The organism is Ensifer sp. ENS09 (assembly GCF_014852425.1).
Classification (GTDB): domain Bacteria; phylum Pseudomonadota; class Alphaproteobacteria; order Rhizobiales; family Rhizobiaceae; genus Ensifer.
Genome location: NZ_JACVBP010000003.1, coordinates 1 through 18000 on the forward strand (window position 1 = coordinate 1; position 18000 = coordinate 18000).

An 18000-nucleotide genomic window follows, 5' to 3' on the forward strand; every position below is an offset into this window, starting at 1 on the left:
AACCCGCAATGAGCGGATAAATCCCAAAGGGATTTACCGCGATGGCGCGGGGTGGAGCAGCCCGGTAGCTCGTCAGGCTCATAACCTGAAGGCCGCAGGTTCAAATCCTGCCCCCGCAACCAAATCAAAACAAAAGCCCGCAAGGAGAAATCCGGCGGGCTTTTGTGCGTTCTAAGGCACGGAAAACCGAGCAAAGCCGGCGCGAAACTCAACCTCGCTCCTGTGACCCAATGACATCGCGCAGGATGGTATTCAGCGCCAACGGTCGCTTCAGCGGAACATAAAGCCGGAAGCTAAAACCGCTCCAGCATTCTCTTGAGCGTCGCGTTCTGTACACGGAGCTGGTTCGCCAACAATTTTCGAAGGCGACTGTTTTCCGCATCAAGTGCAGCCAGTTCTTCGAGAGACGTCGTTGGCGTCGATCTCGATTGTAGATCCGAGTCTTTGCCCACAGCTGTAGTCGGCGCTGGGCGGGAAGCTTTCTTCCGGGACATCTGCTTTGGTGCGCTGCGGGTCTTGGCGACCATGAGCGGGGCGGACGTGGAACCAGCTACTTCGTCATCCGACTGTGCGCCAGCAACCGGGTCAGCCACTACATGGGCCGGATCGGAGGCTGTCACGACGGCCGGTTCTTCCACAAAATTCGGAACATCAGCATCCGCGGCGTGATCAGTACCACCGTTGCCGCCCAATTCTCGGTGGCCGAACAGATGAGCCGATTCGGTCTCAATCTCGCGCGCGAGGGTCTTGAGGTCGGTGTTTCCCCATATCGAACCCGTTGGCACTTTTGGCTGACGGCGGCCGGATTTGAACTCAACAACGAACCTGCGTTGTGGCGTTTTCATATAGTTTGAACCCAATGTGGATCGAAATGCTGCGGCACGATTGGTTGCACAAAGTCAGGTGCTTGGATCACAGCCGACCGCTAAAGGAGCAGTGGAGCCACAGCGCTCAGCGCGTGGCTTCTCCCTGCCTCAATCGATGCCAAGCTTCTTGCGCAACTCGGCATTCTCCGCGCGCAACTTTTCCGCCAAGAGCTTTCGCAGCTTCTGGTTCTCGGCCTCGAGCTGCACGAGTTCGGCAAACTCGTCGCCGGCCGAAGCGGATTTTCTGCGAGGCTGACCATCCGCCTTCAAGCTACCCTTCCAGTTATAGTAGGTTTGCTCGGATATTCCCGCGCTTTTGATCGCATCTTTCATCGTACTCGCGCCGTCAGCGACCTGTGCCCCGATCTGCCTGAGCTTCTCGAGTTTTTCTTGTTCGCTGAATTTTCTGGACTTGGCGGAGGGCTTTGATGCTGTTGCCGTCGAAGTCGCGCTCTTCGTTTCCCCGGCCGCTTTTTGACGTTTTGCTGTGCTTCGCTTTGCGCTTTCAGGTGTGTGCACAGTCGCTGATCCCTCGGCAACCAGGGTGGCTGGCGTCGTGTTTTCTTCAGGCATTAGTAATCCTTTTTTTAAGATCGTCCTTTTTTCAACCGAGTGAAGGCCAGAGTCAACACGACTCGCCGGCCGATTTTCGATGCCGATCCAATAGGGTATACGAATTGCCTCGTCGTTCTCGCAGCTGTTGTCGGTGCAGCTCGGCCCGATATCCGCGGGAGTTCACATTCACGCTCGCCGTCTAGGCTTCAACTCCACTGCAGGCCTGGCAGTCGTCGATGGTGCGGGAGTTTCCCGCCCCATCGACGACAGGGTTCAAGACTGAGGCATCTATGGCTGCTTTGCGCCTATGCTTTATCCAGGACTGACGTGACGGCCTCGGCCGCCGCTTTGACGACAATGTCGGCCTCGTCCATGGTGAGGCAAAGCGGTGGCGCAAAGCCGAGGATATCGCCTTGAGGCATGGCGCGGCCGATGACGCCGCGCTCAAGCAGGGCGGCCGCCACTTGCGGACCGATCTTCTTCGCCGGATCGAAAAAGATCCGGTCGTCCTTGTCCTCAACGAATTCGATTGCGGCCATCAGGCCATCGCCACGCACCTCGCCCACATGCCTGTGATTGGCGAGGGCTTTCGTCAATTCCGCGCGGAAGTAGGCGCCGGTGCTGCCGGCGTTTTCGACCAGTCCCAACTCGTCGATCAGTTCGAGATTGGCAACGCCCGCGGCGGCGCAGATCGGATGGGCGGAATAGGTCCAGCCGTGGCCGATCGCGCCCAGTTCGTCGGAGCCTTGCACCAGCACCTGCCACATCTTGTCCGATACGATCGTGCCGGAAAGCGGTGCGTAGGCCGAGGTTAGACCCTTGGCGATGGTGATGAGGTCGGGCTTCATGCCATAGTGGTCGGATCCGAACATCGCGCCGAGGCGCCCGAACCCGGTCACCACCTCGTCGGCGACGAGCAGGATGTCGTATTTTTCGAGCACGGCCTGGATCTTCCGCCAGTAACCCTTCGGCGGCGGCACGATACCGCCCGTACCGAGGATCGGCTCACCGATAAAGGCGGCGATCGTCTCCGGGCCTTCACTGAGGATCATTTCCTCAAGCTTGTCGGCGCAATATTGCGAGAACTGCTCTTCATCCATCGAGCGATCCGGGCGGCGGAAGAAGTAAGGTGCTCCCGTGTGCAGGATCGGCGCGCGGGGCAGGTCAAAGGCGGTGTGGAAGAGATGCAGTCCGGTCAGCGAGCCCGTCATGACGCCCGAGCCGTGATAGCCGCGCCAGCGAGAGATGATCTTCTTTTTGTCCGGCCGACCGAGGATGTTGTTGTAGTACCAGATCAGCTTGATGTTGGTCTCGTTTGCATCGGAGCCTGAAAGACCGAAATAGACGCGGCTCATGCCCTCCGGCGCGCGGTCGATAATCATCTTCGAGAGCGTGATCGAGGCTTCCGTGCCGTGGCCGACATAGGCGTGATAGTAGGCGAGGTTCTTCGCCTGCTCGGCGATCGCGTCGGCGATCTTCTGCCGGCCGTAGCCGACATTGACGCAGTAAAGACCTGCAAAAGCATCGAGGCTCGTTCTGCCGCTGGTGTCGGTAATGTACACACCTTCGCCGCCGCCGATCACCCGGGTCGGTGTTTCGCCACGCGCATGCATGCCCATATGCGTGGACGGGTGGAAGAAGTGATCACGGTCCCAGGCGCTGAGTTCGTTGCTTTTCTCGAGCATGGTCTTTCCTTTCGCGTATGAAATGTGGCGCCCGCGTTCAGGCGGCCGTGTCGATGCAGAGATATTTGAGTTCGGTGAAGGCCTCGATGCCGTGGCGCGAGCCTTCGCGGCCAAGGCCCGACTGTTTCCAGCCGCCGAACGGGATCGGTCCGCCGGTGATTTTCACCCGATTGATCGCGACCATCCCGTATTCCAAAGCCCGCGCAAGACGCATCTGGCGTGCGCCGTTCTCGGTGACGACATAGCCGACGAGGCCGTATTCGGTGTCGTTTGCCCGGTCGATCACTTCAGTCTCTGTGTCGAAGGCGGAGACGGCGGCGACCGGGCCGAAGGTCTCCTCACGCATGATCAGCGCTTCGTTCGGTACATCCGTCAAAAGGGTCGGCTCGAAGAACAGAGGGCCTGCCTTGTGGCGCTTGCCACCGGTGAGGAGCTTCGCGCCGCGCTTCAACGCATCGGCGACCTGTTCTTCCACCTTGGCGATGGCACGCTCGTGCATCAGAGGACCGATCTCGGCGTCTGGTTCGAGGCCCGAGGCAACCTTCAACGCTTCGATGCGAACCTTAAACGCCTTGGTAAAGGCCGCAACGACGGGCCGTTCGACATAGATGCGATTGGCGGCGAGGCAATCCTGGCCGGAGGTCGCGAACTTCGCGGCGACGGCGATGTCGGCTGCCTTCTCCACATCGGCGTCGGCGAAGACGATCAGCGGCGCATGGCCGCCGAGTTCCATGACCAGCCGCTTCATGGTCTCCGCGCACTGGCCTGCAATCAGCTTGCCGATCTCCGTCGAGCCGGTGAAGCTCATGGCGCGAATGCGCGGATCGGCGTTCATGCGGCCGACGATGGTGGCGGCGTCTCCGGTCACAACATTGAAGACGCCCGCGGGAATTCCGGCCCGTTCGCCGAGTTCGGCAAGGGCTAGTGCCGAAAGCGGTGTTTCGCTGGAGGGATGCGCAACCACCGTGCAGCCAGCTGCGAGCGCGGCAGCGGCCTTGCGTGTGATCATGGCGGAGGGGAAGTTCCACGGCGTCACGATCCCGACGACACCGAGCGCCTCGCGCCGCACGATCATCTCTGCTCCGGGCAAATGGCTGGTGACGCTTTCCGCATTCAGCCGCTTTCCTTCCTCCGCGTACCACTCGATGAACGAGGCCGCGTAGTCGATCTCGCCGCGGGACTCGGCAAGGGGCTTGCCCTGCTCCAGGGTCATCAAGAGGGCAAGATCCTCGCGCGCCTTCAGCATCAGGTCGTGCCACTTGCGCAGGATCGCGGCGCGCTGCTGCGGCAGCATGCTGCGCCAGGCGGGCAGCGCGTCACGCGCCGCCGAAATGGCCTCCCCGGTCTGCTCACCATCAAGGGCGGCGACCCAGGCAAGCGTCGCCGCCGAGGCGGGATCCGTCACCTTGAAGCTTGCGCCGTCACGGCCAGAGATCCATCGACCACCGACATAGGCGAGTTCCCTGAGCAGATGAGGATCGGCAAGGCGGGCAAGCGCGTCGTGAAAGGTCGTTCGGGCAAATACGGCGGTCATGGCGGCCTCCTCCTGTTGGTGGAGGAAGTCTGCCAGAGGGCGCGCGACAGATTGTCTATTGCCGGGGTGGCCACCCGAGACTTTGGCCAAAGATGGGCTCGGCCGTAGACAATCTCTCTATTCAGACGCGGGAAGCAACGTCTCCAGCGGAAGCGCGGTCTCCTCCTTCACCGTCTTGGTGACGATGTAGGTGAAGTAGCGGTCGATACCGAGTTCGCGGTCGAGCAGGCTGTCGACAAGACGCTGGTAGGCGTCGATGTCGGGGGCCATGATCTTCAGGATGTAATCGACGCCGCCGCCGACCGACCAGCAAGCCACGATTTCTGGCGTTGTCGCGACAGCGCGTTCGAAACGCTCGAAATCCACTTGCCGATGATTGGCGAGCGTCACCTCCATCAAGACGCTGGCAACAGGCGCAACGCGTCTGACGGCAACGCGGGCGTGATAGCCTGCGACGATGCCTGCCTTCTCAAGTTTGCGCAGACGCAGCCAGCAGGGCGTTGGTGAGAGGCCCGCCCGTTCCGCCAGCGCCAGCTTGGTGATGCGCCCGTTCTCCTGGATCGCCTCCAGGATACGCAGGTCGATGGCGTCGAGTTTCATTCAGGGCGCCCTCCGGGCGGGGATCGTGTCAAAGTGGAGGAAAAGACAATGGGAAACCATTTTGGCGTTGTCAATTGAACTGATTTTGAGCACTGTTAAAATCATGACAAATTGGCGACCCGATATATCCCAGTTGCGCCGGCCGGCTTATCTCTCTCTCGCCGAACAGATCGCTCGCGCCATCCAGGAAGGGCACTTGCCGAACGGGACGCGCCTTCTGCCTCATCGCAAGCTCGCCGACGACCTGAAGCTTTCCGTGCAGACCGTCAGTCGTGCCTATGACGAGCTGATCCGACGGGGGCTCATTTCCGGCGAAATCGGTCGCGGCTCCTTCGTGCAGACAAGGCCGAAAGAGCCTGAGCCGCCTTATCTGCCCGAGCGTCTTGGCGAGCTTGTCGACCTTTCGATCCTCAAGCCCGTGTGCGAACAGCTGCATCTGGAGCGCATGCGCGGAGCCTTCGGGTGGCTGGCGGAAAACCTTCCGTCGAGTTCGGCGCTTTCCTTCCGGCCCAACATGGTTTTCCCGCGCCATCGTAACGTCGCAGCCGAATGGCTGTCGCGTTGTGGACTGGATGTGTCTCCGCTCAACATCAGCCTCACCAACGGCGCCACCTCGGGCATGACAGTGGCGCTGATGAGCGTTGCTCCGCCAGGCTCGACCGTTGCGACGGAAGCGATCAGCCACCACACGCTCGTGCCGCTTTCCAGCTATCTTGGCCTTCATCTCGAGGGCTTGCCGATCGATCGCGAAGGCATGATCCCCGAGGCGCTGGATGAAGCTTGCCGCACGGGCGTCATCCGCGCCGTCTTTCTCCAGCCCTCGGTGATCAATCCGACCGCGGCCTTGATGGGGCCTGAGCGCCGGCAGGCGCTTGCCGACGTCGCACGGCGCCACGATATCGCGATCATCGAGAACGACATCCTGGGGCCGCTTGTGGAAGGTCGGGCGCCGCCGATTGCGGCCTATGCGCCGGAGCGCACCCTCTACGTCACCAGCTTCACGAAGATCACGGTACCGGGCCTGCGCATTGGCTATCTCGCCGCCCCGGATCGTTACGTCGCAGCGGTTGCCAACCGCCATCTCGTCTCCAACTGGATGGCGACGCCCTCAATCGCCGAGATCGCGACCCTCTGGGTCAGCGACGGCACGGCGATGGAACTTGTCAATTGGCAGCGCCGGGCACTTGGCGTTCGTCACGCGATCGCCGAGGAGGCGCTCGCCGGCTTGCCCTATTATACCCATCCACAGAGCTTACATGTGTGGCTGCCGTTGCCGGAAGGGCATACGGAAGACGGCTTCGTCTCCCAGGCGCGTCTGCGCGGTGTGGCGATAGCGCCCGGTTCTTCGTTCCGCACGGCCGACCAGGGCTGGCAGCCGGCGGTGCGCATCTCGCTCGGCTCGACCACCGAGCAGGAATTGCGCACTGGACTTGGCATTCTCGCCTCACTCGCCAGCGGAAATCCGGAAGCGCTGTTGCTCGCGATTTGAGTGATCTGCCTTGCAAATGGGCGACGTCAGAATAATTGTACTGATATTATTATTGACATTGACATGATTTTGATTGCCGCGCATCGTTGCGCCATCACTTGTCTCAATAGGGAGAGACATGCATGGCAGCGCCGATCATCCGCATCGACAACATCACCAAACGCTACGGTCCCTTGACCGTACTCGACGGTCTGTCGATGGACGTGCTGCCGGGCGAAAAGCTAGCGCTGATCGGTCCCTCCGGATCCGGCAAGACTACGATCCTGCGCATTCTCATGACATTGGAGGCGATCAGCGCCGGCCATATCGAGGTCGACGGCGACCAGCTCTATCACATGCCGAAGAACGGCAGTCTCGCGCCGGCCGATGACCGCCATCTGCACAAGATGCGCGAGAAGATCGGCATGGTCTTCCAGCACTTCAATCTCTTCCCGCACAAGTGCGTGCTCGACAATGTCACGCTGGCGCCGATGCTGACGAAAGGCATGGCGAAGGCCGCGGCGGAGAAGCGGGCGATGGAGCTTCTCGACATGGTGGGCATGGCCGACAAGGCAAAGAGCATGCCGGCGCAATTGTCCGGCGGACAGAAGCAGCGCGTTGCGATTGCCCGGGCGCTGGCTCTTTCGCCAAAGATCATGCTTTTTGATGAGGTGACCTCGGCGCTCGACCCGGAACTCGTCGAAGAAGTGCTGAATGTCATGCGCAAGCTCGCGGTCGAAACAGACATGACCATGCTGCTCGTCACGCATGAGATGGGCTTCGCCCATGATTTTGCCGACCGCATTCTCTTTTTCGACCGCGGCAGAATAGTCGAAGAGGGCAAGCCCGACGAGATTTTCCGCGCACCCAAGCAGGAACGCACGCAGACCTTCCTGCGCAAGATCATCGCGGCAGGGCACCGCGTCTGAGCGGCTTTGCCGCCCGGAAACAAGGCTCCAAACAAAAACCAGGGACAGCCAGAGGAGTTCGCAACTATGAGCATGAGAACCTTTTTGACCATAACCGCCAGCACGGGCGCCCTGGCGGCAATGCTCGCCGCAGCACCAGCCTGGGCCGACGGCAAGCTTGAGGAACTGAAGGAACAGGGTTTCGCCCGCGTTGCCATCGCCAACGAGCCGCCCTTTACGGCAGTCGCCGCCGACGGCAAGGTTTCCGGCGCGGCTCCGGACGTTGCACGAGAGGTCTTCAAACGCCTCGGGGTCGAAGACATCGTCGCCTCGATCTCGGAATACGGTGCGATGATCCCGGGCCTGCAGGCCGGCCGCCACGACGTCATCACTGCCGGCCTCTTCATGAAGCCGGAACGGTGCAACGCCGTTGCCTATTCAGAACCGATCCTGTGCGACGCCGAAGCCTTCGCGCTGAAAAAGGGCAACCCGTTGAAGCTGAAAAGCTACAAGGACATCGCCGATAATCCAGACGCAAAGATCGGTGCGCCAGGTGGCGGTACGGAAGAAAAGCTCGCACTTGAAGCCGGCGTCCCGCGCGACCGCGTTATTGTTGTGCCGGATGGCCAAAGCGGGCTGAAGATGCTGCAGGACGGCCGTATCGACGTCTATTCGCTCCCGGTACTTTCGATCAACGCTCTTGTCTCCAAGGCGAACGACCCCAGCGTCGAAGTCGTGGCACCGGTTGAAGGCGCTCCAGTCTATTGCGACGGCGCGGCCTTCAAGAAGGGTGAGGAAGCCTTGCGTGACGCCTTCGATGTGGAACTGGCAAAGCTCAAGCAGTCGGGTGAGTTTGCCAAGATCATCGAGCCCTATGGTTTCTCGGCCGCAGCCGCGATGTCGACGACCCGCGAAAAGCTCTGCGCCGCCAAGTAGGCACCGCAGCAATTCGGCCTCTTCCCGAGCCGGGGAGAGGCAATCCACTCCCTCGTAGTTGGAAGATCGATGACCGACTGGTCTGGTTACATAGGGCTGATCCTTGAAGGCGCGCTGGTGACGCTTGAGCTTACCGTGCTCGGCTCGATGCTCGCCGTCGTCATGGCATTCGTCGCCGGTCTCGGGCGCGTCAGCCGCTTTCTCGTGGTTCGCGCGCTTGCCACTACCTATATCGAGTTTTTCCGCGGCACGTCGATCTTCGTTCAGCTTTTCTGGGTCTATTTCGTGCTGCCATTCGCCGGCGTCACCCTGTCGCCGCTTCAGGCCGGCGTGCTGGCGCTGGGACTGAATGTGGGAGCCTATGGGGCGGAGGTCGTGCGCGGCGCCGTCAAGGCGATCGGTCGCGAGCAGCGCGAGGCCTGCATCGCGCTCAATCTCTCGCGCTATCAGTCGATGCGTTACATTATCCTTCCGCAGGCGCTGCCGTTGATGCTCCCGACCTTCTGCAACAACGCGATCGAGCTTTTGAAGGGCACGGCCGTCGTGTCGCTGATCTCGCTCACCGACATGACCTTTCAGGCCCAGGTGGTCCGCGCCCAGACCGGCAGCACGCTCATTCCTTTCGCAACGATCCTCGTACTCTACTTCCTGATGGCACTCGCCATCTCCAATGGCATGCGCTGGCTGGAGCGCCGGGTAACGCGTGGCCTTGATGGCGTGAGGACCTGACGATGGAATGGGATTGGAATTTCGTCTGGGAAATCATGCCGACCCTGCTTGAGGGCCTGAAGATCACCATTCTGGCGACCGTGTTCGGCGCAGCACTTGCCGCCGTCATCGGCCTCGTCTTTGCCATCCTTCGCATGACCGCGCCCAGGCCGATTGCGAAGGCCACGGGCTTCATCGTGGAGTTCATTCGCGGCACGCCGCTTCTGGTGCAGCTCTACTTCATCTTCTTCGTGTTGCCGGATATCGGCATCCGCCTGCCGGCAATGCTCGCCGGCATCATCGGCCTCGGGCTTCACTATGGGACCTATGCGGCCGAGGTCTACCGCGCCGGTATCGAGAACGTGCCGCGCGGCCAATGGGAGGCGGCCAGGGCGACGAACCTCACCGGCCGCCAGACCTGGATCCACGTCATCCTGCCGCAGGCGATCCCGCCGATGATCCCGGCGCTCGCCAACTATCTGATCGCCATGTTCAAGGAGACGCCGCTGCTCTCCGCCATCACCGTGCTCGAGCTGATGAACCAGGCGAAAAGCGTCGCCAACAGCAGCTATCGCTATATCGAGCCGATGACGCTGGTCGGGGTCTTCTTCCTGATTATGAGCCTGATCTCCGTCGTCTTCCTGCGCTGGCTGGAAGAACGCTACGCCCGGGTGGAGGAACGCTGATGCAGACGCTCGACCTTACTCTCGCCTCGCGCATGCCGAAGCTGGATGAGCGTCCGCTCGAAAAGCGCGTCGGGCTGATCATCCTTGCGACCGACCACACCACGGAAGTGGACTTTCAGCGTATGGTGGCAAGCGAGCGGATCGGCGTCTACACAACGCGCATTCCTTACGCGAACCCGGTGACGCCGGAAAACCTGCGCGCCATGCAGCCCTCGCTGACCTCGGCGGCCGCGCTCATCTTGCCGGACGAGCCCCTCGACGTCGTCATGTATTCCTGCACCTCCGCCTCCGTCGTCATCGGCGACGCGGAAGTGGAAGCGGCCGTGCGCGCCGCCAAACCGAGTGCCGCCGTCGTCACGCCGACTGCGGCGGCCGTCTCTGGTCTCAAGGCCTTCGGCGCCAAGCGCATTTCGGTGCTCACGCCCTATACAATCGAGACCAGCAAGCCGATGGCCGACTATTTCCTGTCCCTCGGCTTCGAGATCGCCCGTTTCACCTGCCTTGGTCTTAACGACGACCGGGAGATGGCGCGCATTTCTCCGGACGAAATCGTTGCCTTTGCGAGGCAAGCGACTGCACCCGATAGCGACGCACTCTTCATATCCTGCACGGCTGTGCGCGCGGCAAGCGTCGCGGCAGAGATCGAGGCCATCATCGGCAAGCCTGTCGTTACCAGCAACCTTGCCACCGCCTGGGCGTGCCTGCGCCTCTGCGGCAATGAAACCGCGCGGCCGGAACTCGGTCGCCTCATGACGCTTGCCTATTCGGACCGGTAGCGATGTCGAACCTTCCCGTAACATTGGCGGATATCGAACAGGCGGCCCGGCGCATCGACGGTCGGGTCTTGAATACCCCTCTCGTATTTTCCGCGTCGCTCTCCGAACGCTGCGGTGTTCCTGTCGGCCTCAAGCTCGAACACCACCAGACGACGGGCAGCTTCAAGCTTCGCGGCGCCACGAATGCCGTGCTCTCGCTGACGCCTGAGGAGCGGGCAAGGGGTGTCGTCGCTGCCTCGACCGGCAATCATGGTCGGGCGCTCGCCCATGCCGCCAGGACTGAAGGTTCGATTGCGACAATCTGCATGTCCAGGCTTGTGCCCGACAACAAGGTGTCGGAGATCCGCAGGCTCGGCGCCAATGTCCGGATCGTCGGCAAATCGCAGGACGAGGCGCAGCTTGAGGTGGATCGCCTGGTTGCTGAAGACGGTCTCGTCATGGTGGCACCCTTCGATAATCGGGTTGTCGTTGCCGGCCAGGGCACGCTCGGGCTGGAGATCCTTGAGGCGATGCCGGACGTGGCGACAGTGCTTGTGCCGCTTTCGGGCGGTGGGCTTGCGGCGGGTGTCGCCGCGGCAGTGAAAGGGCGGTCACCGAAGATCCGCGTCATCGGTCTTACCATGGAGCGAGGGGCCGCGATGAAGGCGAGCCTTGACGCCGGAGGGCCCGTTGCCGTCGAGGAGGTGGCGAGCCTTGCCGACTCCCTCGGTGGCGGCATCGGCCTCAATAACGCCGTGACCTTCGAAATGTGCCGGGCACTGCTCGACGACGTGATCCTGCTTTCCGAAGACGAGATCGCCGTCGGAATGCGGCATGCGTATTCCCAGGAGCGCGAGGTGATCGAGGGGGCAGGGGCGGTCGGCATCGCAGCTCTGCTTTCCCGCCGGCTTGGCGGGCTGGATCGGCCGGTGGCAGTTATCCTCTCCGGCCGCAATGTCGACATGGACCTGCATCGGCGGGTCATCAATGGCGGGGTCGATCCGCTGGCGGAGGCAGCGGCATGACCACGATGAAGATTCTCACCGAGGCAGAACTGAGGCGCATCGTTCCGCTCGATCTTGAAGCGATTGCCTGTGTGGAAGACGCGTTCCGCGCGCTTGCTACCAAGGCGGTCGCCATGCCGCCGATCCTGAGGCTCGACATTCCCGAAGCGCGCGGTGAGGTGGACGTGAAGACGGCTTACGTGCCCGGCCTCGATGGTTTCGCCATCAAGATCAGTCCTGGCTTCTTCAATAACCCGAAGATCGGCCTGCCGAGCACCAACGGCCTGATGGTGCTGCTTTCGACGAAGACCGGCCTGGTGCAGGCCGTGCTGCTCGACAACGGTTACCTGACGGATGTGCGCACAGCGGCCGCCGGCGCCGTCGCGGCTCGGCAGCTTTCGCGCCCGGATGCCACGGTCGCCGCCATCTTCGGCGCCGGCAGGCAGGCAAGGTTGCAACTCGAGGCCTTAAGCCTCGTGCGGCCGATCCGCGAAGCGCGCATCTGGGCAAGAGACGTTGCAAAGGCCAAGGCCTCCGCAGCGGACATGACGGTGAAGCTCGGCTTTCCGGTTCGTGCCGAGGCCGACGGCCGCGCCGCTGTCGATGGCGCCGACATCATCGTCACCACCACGCCGTCCGAAACACCGGTGCTTCGGGCCGACTGGCTCCAGCCTGGCCAGCATGTCACGGCCATGGGGTCGGACGCCGAGCACAAAAACGAGATCGAGCCCGCCATTGTCGCCGGCGTCGGCCTCTACGTCGCCGACAGCCTCAAGCAGACGCGCAGGCTCGGCGAACTCCACCATGCCATCGAAGCGGGCCTCGTGACGGAGGGCACGATCTTCCCCGAACTCGGCGAGATAATCGCCGGGCGCAAGCCGGGCCGTAGCAGCCCCGAGCAGATCACCGTGGCGGACCTGACCGGCACGGGCATTCAGGACACGGCCATCGCAACGCTTGCTGCCGCCCGCGCGGCAGCGACGGGCACCGGCACGATCTTCGAGAGTTGAGACCGGCTTTTCGCCGGGTATAGAGGAAAAACCGATGAAACAAGCGAACCTGAAGTTCTCACTTCCGGAGTATGAAACGCGTCTTCAAAAAACGCGGAAAGCCATGGAGGCCAAGGGCATCGACGTGCTGATCGTCAGCGATCCGTCGAACATGAACTGGCTGACCGGCTATGACGGCTGGTCCTTCTACGTGCACCAATGTGTCGTCGTGCCGCCGACGGGCGAACCGATCTGGTACGGCCGCGGCCAGGATGCCAACGGCGCCAAGTTCACCGCCTACCTCAAGCATGAAAACATCATCGGCTATCCGGACCACTATGTGCAGTCCACCGAGCGCCACCCGATGGATTACCTTGCGGCCAAGCTTGCCGAACGCGGCCTCGACAAGCTGACGATCGGCGTGGAGATGGACAATTACTGGTTCTCCGCCGCCGCCTTCGCGTCGCTTGTGAAGCACCTGCCGAACGCCCGCTTCGTCGACGCGACCGCCCTCGTAAATTGGCAGCGCGCGGTCAAGAGCGAGGCGGAAATCGGCTACATGCGCAACGCCGCAAGGATCGTCGAAAAGATGCATGAGCGCATCTTCGACAAGATCGAGGTCGGGATCCGCAAATGCGATCTGGTCGCGGAAATCTATGATGCCGGAACCCGTGGCGTCGACGGCATCGGCGGCGACTACCCGGCAATCGTGCCGCTGTTACCCTCGGGCGTGGAGGCTTCTGCGCCACACCTGACCTGGGACGACCGGCCGATGAAGACAGGCGAGGGCACCTTCTTCGAGATTGCCGGCTGCTATCACCGTTACCACGTGCCGCTCTCGCGCACCGTCTTCCTCGGCAAACCGACGCAGGCCTTCATCGACGCGGAAAAGGCCACGCTGGAGGGCATGGAGGCAGGCCTCGAAAAGGCGCGACCCGGCAATACTTGCGAGGATATCGCCAACGCCTTCTTCGCCGTGCTGAAGAAATACGGCATCGTGAAGGACAATCGCACAGGCTACGGCATCGGCGTTTCCTATCCGCCGGACTGGGGCGAGCGCACAATGAGCCTGCGACCCGGCGACCGCAGCGAACTGAAGCCGGGCATGACCTTCCACTTCATGACGGGGCTTTGGCTCGAGGACATGGGCTTCGAGACCACGGAAAGCATCCTGATCACCGATAGCGGCGTCGAGTGCCTCGCCAACGTGCCGCGCAAGCTTTTCGTGAAGGATTGAACCATGCGGGAAGCAACGCTTCGTCCGTCGCCGATCAGTTCTACGGTCGATTTTTCGGCCAAAGGCGTTCATCACGGTTTTCTGCGTCTGCCTTACAGCCGCGACGATTCCGCCTGGGGCTCGGTAATGATCCCGGTGACGGTCGTGAAGAACGGGAAGGGCCCGACGGCCCTTCTCACCGGCGGCAACCACGGCGACGAATATGAGGGGCCGATTGCGCTCTTCGATCTCGCCCGCACGCTGAAGGCCGAGGACGTCACGGGTCGCGTGATCATCGTGCCAGCGATGAACTATCCGGCCTTTTTGGCCGGCGCCCGCACTTCGCCGATCGACAAGGGAAACATGAACCGCAGTTTCCCGGGCGCGCCGGACGGCACTGTGACCCAGAAGATTGCCGACTATTTCCAGCGCACGCTGCTACCGCTTGCCGATATCGTGCTCGACTTTCATTCCGGCGGAAAGACGCTCGATTTCCTGCCCTTCTGCGCGGCCCACATCCTGCTGGACAAGGCACAGGAGGAAAAATCCTTTGACCTCGTCAGGGCATTCGGCGCCCCATGGTCTATGAAGATGCTGGAGATCGATGCCGTCGGCATGTACGACACGGCCGCGGAGGAGATGGGCAAGGTTTTCATCACCACCGAGCTTGGCGGTGGTGGGACGGTGACCGCGAGGAGTGCTGCCATCGCCAAGACGGGCGTTTCCAACGTGCTGAAGGCGGCGGGCATCTTGAAAGGCACGGTCGCAAGCGCAGAAACCACGTGGCTCGACATGCCCGACGGAAACTGCTTTTGCTTTGCCGAGGACAGCGGCCTTATCGAGCCGTTCGTCGATCTCGGCGACCAGGTGAAGAGCGGGCAAGTCGTCGCCCGCATCTATGCGATCGGCCGCACCGGCGCCGAACCGCTGGACATCAGGGCAAAGATGGACGGCGTCCTCGTCGCCCGCCATTTCCCCGGCCTCGTCAAATCTGGCGATTGCGTCAGCGTGCTGGCAACCATTGTCCCTGCATAGGGCTTATGGACCACCGGCGGCCGTGGCTCGCAAGCCATCGCCCCTCGATGGGGAAGTCCGTGCTCGCGTCGATAAGGCGTGAGTTGAATTTCTAACGCACCCTGCGGAATTGGCTGACGTCAAAGCCGGCCAGTTCTCTCCAGGCGTGCTCGAATTTCGAACTCGCAGATTGCCAGGGTGGCATGGCCCGCCTGGCAGTCACGCGCGCCAGGACAATGCCGCCTGCGCGTTCGACAGTCACGATGACGCTACGGTGCCTGTCGTCTTCCGCGATCCTGTCGGCGATCGACCTGCCATTGGTCACCGCCTGACTGTCATTGGCGTGAAACGCCCCATGGTCATCGCGACTGATCCTGCCGGACAGGTGAATATGAAAGAGGTATCGGGGCATTTTGCCACTCGAGCAATGATTGCTTTTTCTACTTCTTAGCAGTCTTGCTGATCTATTGCGCGTGACAGTTGCGTGACATGCCTTGTGAGACGTGACGAAGCTACAATCGATGTCACGTGAGGTGAGGCTGCGTTTCAGAGTGGCCGAGCGGTTGGCTGCACCGTTCTACAGCTCCATGTTTCCGGTAAACAGGGTCTTCGGCCGTCGATCGCGGTTCTCTCCGGGCAGAGTTCGCCCCTTGCTGCCTCACGCCCTTTTCGCGTGGCGGGTGCTTCTCGGCGCAGCGACGGTGGAGCGTTCAACCAGGCGGACGCCGAGATTGACCCGGCGCACATTGATTTCGGGGTCGTTGATCCGTTCCAGCAGAAGCTGGATGCCGGCGCGGCCAAGCTCACCCCGGTCGATGCGCATCGTCGTCAGTGGCGGGCGGCTGTGCCGGGCGATGGCAATATCGTCGACCCCGATGATCGAGAAGTCTTCCGGAACCGCGTGGCTGCTGGCTTCGAGAGCCTGCATGACGTTGATCGCGATCAGATCGGTGCTGCAGAAGAACGCGGTCGTGTCGGTGAAACGTCCCTGCTTTATGGCCTGCCGTATCGCCGGCGTGGTGTCGGGCTCTTGCAGGCCCATGCGGCCGAGATCGAAGAGGTGCCTGTTTTCGTCGAAGGTCATTCCGGCTTCCTCCAGCGCGATCCGGAAGCCTTCGAGGCGCCGACGCAGCGACAGGCGGTGGGGAATTGTCACGTGCACGATTTCGCGGTGGCCGGCTGCAAGCAGCCTTTGCGCAGCGAGCCAACCGGCGGACCAGTTGTCGGGCAGTACGCAGGAGAGCCGCATCGTCCGGTCCATGCCGTTGATGATGACGGCCGGGATGCCGCTATCGACAATCCTGTCGATCATGACGGGATGGTCCATGCCGAGCACGACAAGGGCGCCAGGCCGGATGTCGCGCAGAATGTCGGAGATTTCGCTGATGGCGATCTCCGGATCCAGCGAGACGAGCCGGACGTCGATCCTGAGAGAGCTTGTGCTGGCCTCTGCGAGGACGCCTTGGATCACGTCCTCGTAGAAAGCCGAACTTGCATAAAACTGCGCGGGCATCACGAGCACAGTGCTCTCGACGCCGGCGCGGATCAGCGAGCGTGCCGCGCGGACCTGGTAACCCAGCCGCTCCGCATGGTCGAGGATCTTGCGCCGGCTCTCGTCGCCGACGCCACCGCGATTGTTGAGCACCTTCGATACGGATGCGACCGAAACGCCCGCGGCGTCGGCGATGTCCTTGAGTGTCGGGGCGTTCGATTCGTCATCCATATCGACGAAGATCCTAACTGGCCGCTGAAGGCGAGATTGGTGGCGGCTGCATGGTCATGATCGTCCACTACCAGAAGAAGCGCGTGTGCCCAAGCGAACGCATCAACGCCTCCATGAAATAATAGTCGCCGTAGGGCAGCATCGCATCGGAGTAGCCGGCACTGGCATGGGCTGCGCCATGGGCGAGCAGCCCTTCCGCCTTCGGATCGCCGGTCAGGTCGCAACTGTCGAGCAGGCCGCCGATCAGGCGATCGCCGAATGCGTACCATCGCTGTGCCTCCTCCGGTTCACAAAGCCCGGCGAGGATGAAGATGCCGGCTGCCATGATCGCGCCCGCGGAACTGTCGCGGGGCGCTGACTTGGCATCGGGAACCGAATAGTCCCAGACCGGAACGTCGTCGTTGCCCATCAGGGCTTCGGCCTTGGCAGCCAGACGCCGGGCCGCGTCGGCGAAGTGAGGGTTGCCGGTGGTTGCCGCGCATTGCGCATAGCCATGGATCAGCCAGGCCTGGCCGCGTGACCAGCAGGAATCGTCCGCATATCCTTGATGGGTCTCCCCGCGCAGCGGCTTACCGCTCGAAGGGTCGAACAGGAAGGTGTGGAAGCTCGTGTCATCGGCGCGAACCAGGTGCTTCAGGGTCGTTTCGGCGTGGCCATCGGCGGCTTCGGCAAAATCACTGCGGCCGGTCTCGCGGTGGGCCCAGTGCAGCAGCGCCAGGTTCTGCATCGTATCGACGATGACGCGCCCATTGACGAATTCGGAGCGAATGCCGCCATGGATCGGACGCGCATTCCAGGCCTGGATATACCGTGCATCCGGGCGATAGCGCTCAAGCAGTCTTGCCGCAGCCTCGAGAGCGAGCTCGCGAGCCTCCCGATCGCCCGTCAGCAGCCACTCCGCAACGCAGCTCAATGAAAACTGGAAGCCGAGATCGTGGTCTTGCGCATCGCGATGGCGCAAGATGTCGCGAAAGACGGCGCGGCGGGCCCGCGCGGCGTTCAGAAAGCAGGGGTCGCCCGTGAGTTCCAGCGCAAGCCAGAGCTGGCCGGCTTGAAAGCTCACGACCCAGTCAAAGGGTCCGCAATAGCTCCACGTCTGATCCGGTAAGCCGATCTTCGGATTGCGCAGGCCGATCGTCGGCATGGTCTGGCGCAATTTGGCAATGCAGCGTTCCAAAGCTTGCTGGTGACGTTCGCGATTGGGACGATTGCCAACCATTTCGACCGCGTTGAAGTAGCCGTTTCGTTCGATGCGCATAATAAGCCTCACGTTGGTTTCGTGAAGTTTTCGCACGATTACGATAATTTCGTCAACTACGAAACTTTCTGTTGACGGGAAAATTTCTAACCGGT

Annotated in this window: 18 protein-coding genes and 1 tRNA gene; 11 read left to right on the top strand and 8 right to left on the bottom strand. The window is 61.9% G+C overall.

The window, feature by feature from the left end:
- The first annotated feature begins 45 nt into the window (after window positions 1-45).
- Window positions 46-122: transfer RNA gene (locus IB267_RS15090), tRNA-Met, on the top strand.
- 171 nt (window positions 123-293) lie between these two features.
- On the opposite strand, the gene IB267_RS15095 is transcribed toward IB267_RS15090, so the two are convergent.
- The 5 genes from IB267_RS15095 to IB267_RS15115 form a co-directional block, all read right to left on the bottom strand.
- Window positions 294-845, bottom strand: a complete 552-nt coding sequence (locus IB267_RS15095; protein ID WP_192448343.1) for a hypothetical protein — start codon at window positions 843-845, stop codon at window positions 294-296.
- A gap of 129 nt (window positions 846-974) precedes the next feature.
- Window positions 975-1439 carry a transposase gene (locus tag IB267_RS15100; protein WP_192448344.1) on the bottom strand — a complete coding sequence of 155 codons (465 nt, stop codon included), beginning with the start codon at window positions 1437-1439 and terminating at the stop codon, window positions 975-977.
- Window positions 1440-1726: 287 nt separating this feature from the next.
- A complete protein-coding gene (locus tag IB267_RS15105) occupies window positions 1727-3106 on the bottom strand; it encodes an aspartate aminotransferase family protein (protein WP_192448345.1) in 1380 nt (459 codons plus the stop codon).
- A 37-nt stretch (window positions 3107-3143) separates the two neighbouring features.
- On the bottom strand, window positions 3144-4640 hold the full coding sequence (locus IB267_RS15110) for an NAD-dependent succinate-semialdehyde dehydrogenase (protein ID WP_192448346.1): 1497 nt from the start codon (window positions 4638-4640) through the stop codon (window positions 3144-3146).
- Between the two features lie 117 nt (window positions 4641-4757).
- The gene (locus IB267_RS15115) at window positions 4758-5240 is read right to left on the bottom strand and encodes an Lrp/AsnC family transcriptional regulator (RefSeq protein WP_192448347.1); all 483 of its coding nucleotides are present in this window, start codon (window positions 5238-5240) and stop codon (window positions 4758-4760) included.
- 67 nt (window positions 5241-5307) lie between these two features.
- On the opposite strand from IB267_RS15115, the gene IB267_RS15120 reads away from it, so the two are divergent.
- The 10 genes from IB267_RS15120 to doeB all read left to right on the top strand — a co-directional run bounded on the left by IB267_RS15120 (window position 5308) and on the right by doeB (window position 14945).
- Complete coding sequence (locus IB267_RS15120) at window positions 5308-6729, top strand: PLP-dependent aminotransferase family protein (protein WP_246765130.1); 1422 nt, start codon at window positions 5308-5310, stop codon at window positions 6727-6729.
- Between the two features lie 122 nt (window positions 6730-6851).
- The gene (gene ehuA, locus IB267_RS15125; protein WP_043616018.1) at window positions 6852-7637 is read left to right on the top strand and encodes an ectoine/hydroxyectoine ABC transporter ATP-binding protein EhuA; all 786 of its coding nucleotides are present in this window, start codon (window positions 6852-6854) and stop codon (window positions 7635-7637) included.
- Window positions 7638-7709: 72 nt separating this feature from the next.
- Complete coding sequence (gene ehuB, locus IB267_RS15130; RefSeq protein WP_371742580.1) at window positions 7710-8552, top strand: ectoine/hydroxyectoine ABC transporter substrate-binding protein EhuB; 843 nt, start codon at window positions 7710-7712, stop codon at window positions 8550-8552.
- A 69-nt stretch (window positions 8553-8621) separates the two neighbouring features.
- Window positions 8622-9281 (top strand): ectoine/hydroxyectoine ABC transporter permease subunit EhuC, encoded by a 660-nt coding sequence (gene ehuC, locus IB267_RS15135; RefSeq protein WP_192448350.1) that lies wholly within the window; start codon window positions 8622-8624, stop codon window positions 9279-9281.
- A gap of 2 nt (window positions 9282-9283) precedes the next feature.
- Window positions 9284-9946 (top strand): ectoine/hydroxyectoine ABC transporter permease subunit EhuD, encoded by a 663-nt coding sequence (gene ehuD / locus IB267_RS15140; protein WP_192448351.1) that lies wholly within the window; start codon window positions 9284-9286, stop codon window positions 9944-9946.
- Window positions 9946-10722: an ectoine utilization protein EutA gene (gene eutA, locus IB267_RS15145; RefSeq protein WP_192448352.1), complete on the top strand. Its 777-nt coding sequence runs from the start codon at window positions 9946-9948 to the stop codon at window positions 10720-10722. The genes ehuD and eutA overlap by 1 nt, the downstream gene beginning before the upstream one ends.
- A 2-nt stretch (window positions 10723-10724) precedes the next feature.
- Window positions 10725-11726 carry a hydroxyectoine utilization dehydratase EutB gene (eutB, locus tag IB267_RS15150; RefSeq protein WP_192448353.1) on the top strand — a complete coding sequence of 334 codons (1002 nt, stop codon included), beginning with the start codon at window positions 10725-10727 and terminating at the stop codon, window positions 11724-11726.
- Window positions 11723-12715: an ectoine utilization protein EutC gene (gene eutC / locus IB267_RS15155; RefSeq protein WP_192448354.1), complete on the top strand. Its 993-nt coding sequence runs from the start codon at window positions 11723-11725 to the stop codon at window positions 12713-12715. The genes eutB and eutC overlap by 4 nt, the downstream gene beginning before the upstream one ends.
- Window positions 12716-12749: 34 nt before the next feature.
- Complete coding sequence (doeA, locus tag IB267_RS15160) at window positions 12750-13931, top strand: ectoine hydrolase DoeA (RefSeq protein ID WP_192448355.1); 1182 nt, start codon at window positions 12750-12752, stop codon at window positions 13929-13931.
- Window positions 13932-13934: 3 nt separating this feature from the next.
- Window positions 13935-14945, top strand: a complete 1011-nt coding sequence (doeB, locus tag IB267_RS15165; RefSeq protein ID WP_192448356.1) for a N(2)-acetyl-L-2,4-diaminobutanoate deacetylase DoeB — start codon at window positions 13935-13937, stop codon at window positions 14943-14945.
- 91 nt (window positions 14946-15036) lie between these two features.
- Here the strand turns inward: doeB and IB267_RS15170 are convergent, their stop codons facing one another.
- The 3 genes from IB267_RS15170 to IB267_RS15180 form a co-directional block, all read right to left on the bottom strand.
- Window positions 15037-15336 (bottom strand): hypothetical protein, encoded by a 300-nt coding sequence (locus IB267_RS15170; RefSeq protein ID WP_192448357.1) that lies wholly within the window; start codon window positions 15334-15336, stop codon window positions 15037-15039.
- Window positions 15337-15582: 246 nt separating this feature from the next.
- Window positions 15583-16647, bottom strand: a complete 1065-nt coding sequence (locus IB267_RS15175; RefSeq protein WP_192448358.1) for a LacI family DNA-binding transcriptional regulator — start codon at window positions 16645-16647, stop codon at window positions 15583-15585.
- A 67-nt stretch (window positions 16648-16714) separates the two neighbouring features.
- Entirely contained in the window at window positions 16715-17905 is a 1191-nt protein-coding gene (locus IB267_RS15180) for a glycoside hydrolase family 88 protein (protein WP_192448359.1), read from the bottom strand.
- Between the last annotated feature and the right edge of the window lie 95 nt (window positions 17906-18000).

What these genes read in the sequence shown, in the direction of transcription:
- IB267_RS15095 (WP_192448343.1), bottom strand. Translation starts at nt 845, where the DNA reads ATGAAAACGCCACAACGCAGGTTCGTTGTTGAGTTCAAATCCGGCCGC.
- IB267_RS15100 (WP_192448344.1), bottom strand. Translation starts at nt 1,439, where the DNA reads ATGCCTGAAGAAAACACGACGCCAGCCACCCTGGTTGCCGAGGGATCA.
- IB267_RS15105 (WP_192448345.1), bottom strand. Translation starts at nt 3,106, where the DNA reads ATGCTCGAGAAAAGCAACGAACTCAGCGCCTGGGACCGTGATCACTTC.
- IB267_RS15110 (WP_192448346.1), bottom strand. Translation starts at nt 4,640, where the DNA reads ATGACCGCCGTATTTGCCCGAACGACCTTTCACGACGCGCTTGCCCGC.
- IB267_RS15115 (WP_192448347.1), bottom strand. Translation starts at nt 5,240, where the DNA reads ATGAAACTCGACGCCATCGACCTGCGTATCCTGGAGGCGATCCAGGAG.
- ehuA (WP_043616018.1), top strand. Translation starts at nt 6,852, where the DNA reads ATGGCAGCGCCGATCATCCGCATCGACAACATCACCAAACGCTACGGT.
- ehuB (WP_371742580.1), top strand. Translation starts at nt 7,710, where the DNA reads ATGAGAACCTTTTTGACCATAACCGCCAGCACGGGCGCCCTGGCGGCA.
- ehuC (WP_192448350.1), top strand. Translation starts at nt 8,622, where the DNA reads ATGACCGACTGGTCTGGTTACATAGGGCTGATCCTTGAAGGCGCGCTG.
- ehuD (WP_192448351.1), top strand. Translation starts at nt 9,284, where the DNA reads ATGGAATGGGATTGGAATTTCGTCTGGGAAATCATGCCGACCCTGCTT.
- eutA (WP_192448352.1), top strand. Translation starts at nt 9,946, where the DNA reads ATGCAGACGCTCGACCTTACTCTCGCCTCGCGCATGCCGAAGCTGGAT.
- eutB (WP_192448353.1), top strand. Translation starts at nt 10,725, where the DNA reads ATGTCGAACCTTCCCGTAACATTGGCGGATATCGAACAGGCGGCCCGG.
- eutC (WP_192448354.1), top strand. Translation starts at nt 11,723, where the DNA reads ATGACCACGATGAAGATTCTCACCGAGGCAGAACTGAGGCGCATCGTT.
- doeA (WP_192448355.1), top strand. Translation starts at nt 12,750, where the DNA reads ATGAAACAAGCGAACCTGAAGTTCTCACTTCCGGAGTATGAAACGCGT.
- doeB (WP_192448356.1), top strand. Translation starts at nt 13,935, where the DNA reads ATGCGGGAAGCAACGCTTCGTCCGTCGCCGATCAGTTCTACGGTCGAT.
- IB267_RS15170 (WP_192448357.1), bottom strand. Translation starts at nt 15,336, where the DNA reads ATGCCCCGATACCTCTTTCATATTCACCTGTCCGGCAGGATCAGTCGC.
- IB267_RS15175 (WP_192448358.1), bottom strand. Translation starts at nt 16,647, where the DNA reads ATGGATGACGAATCGAACGCCCCGACACTCAAGGACATCGCCGACGCC.
- IB267_RS15180 (WP_192448359.1), bottom strand. Translation starts at nt 17,905, where the DNA reads ATGCGCATCGAACGAAACGGCTACTTCAACGCGGTCGAAATGGTTGGC.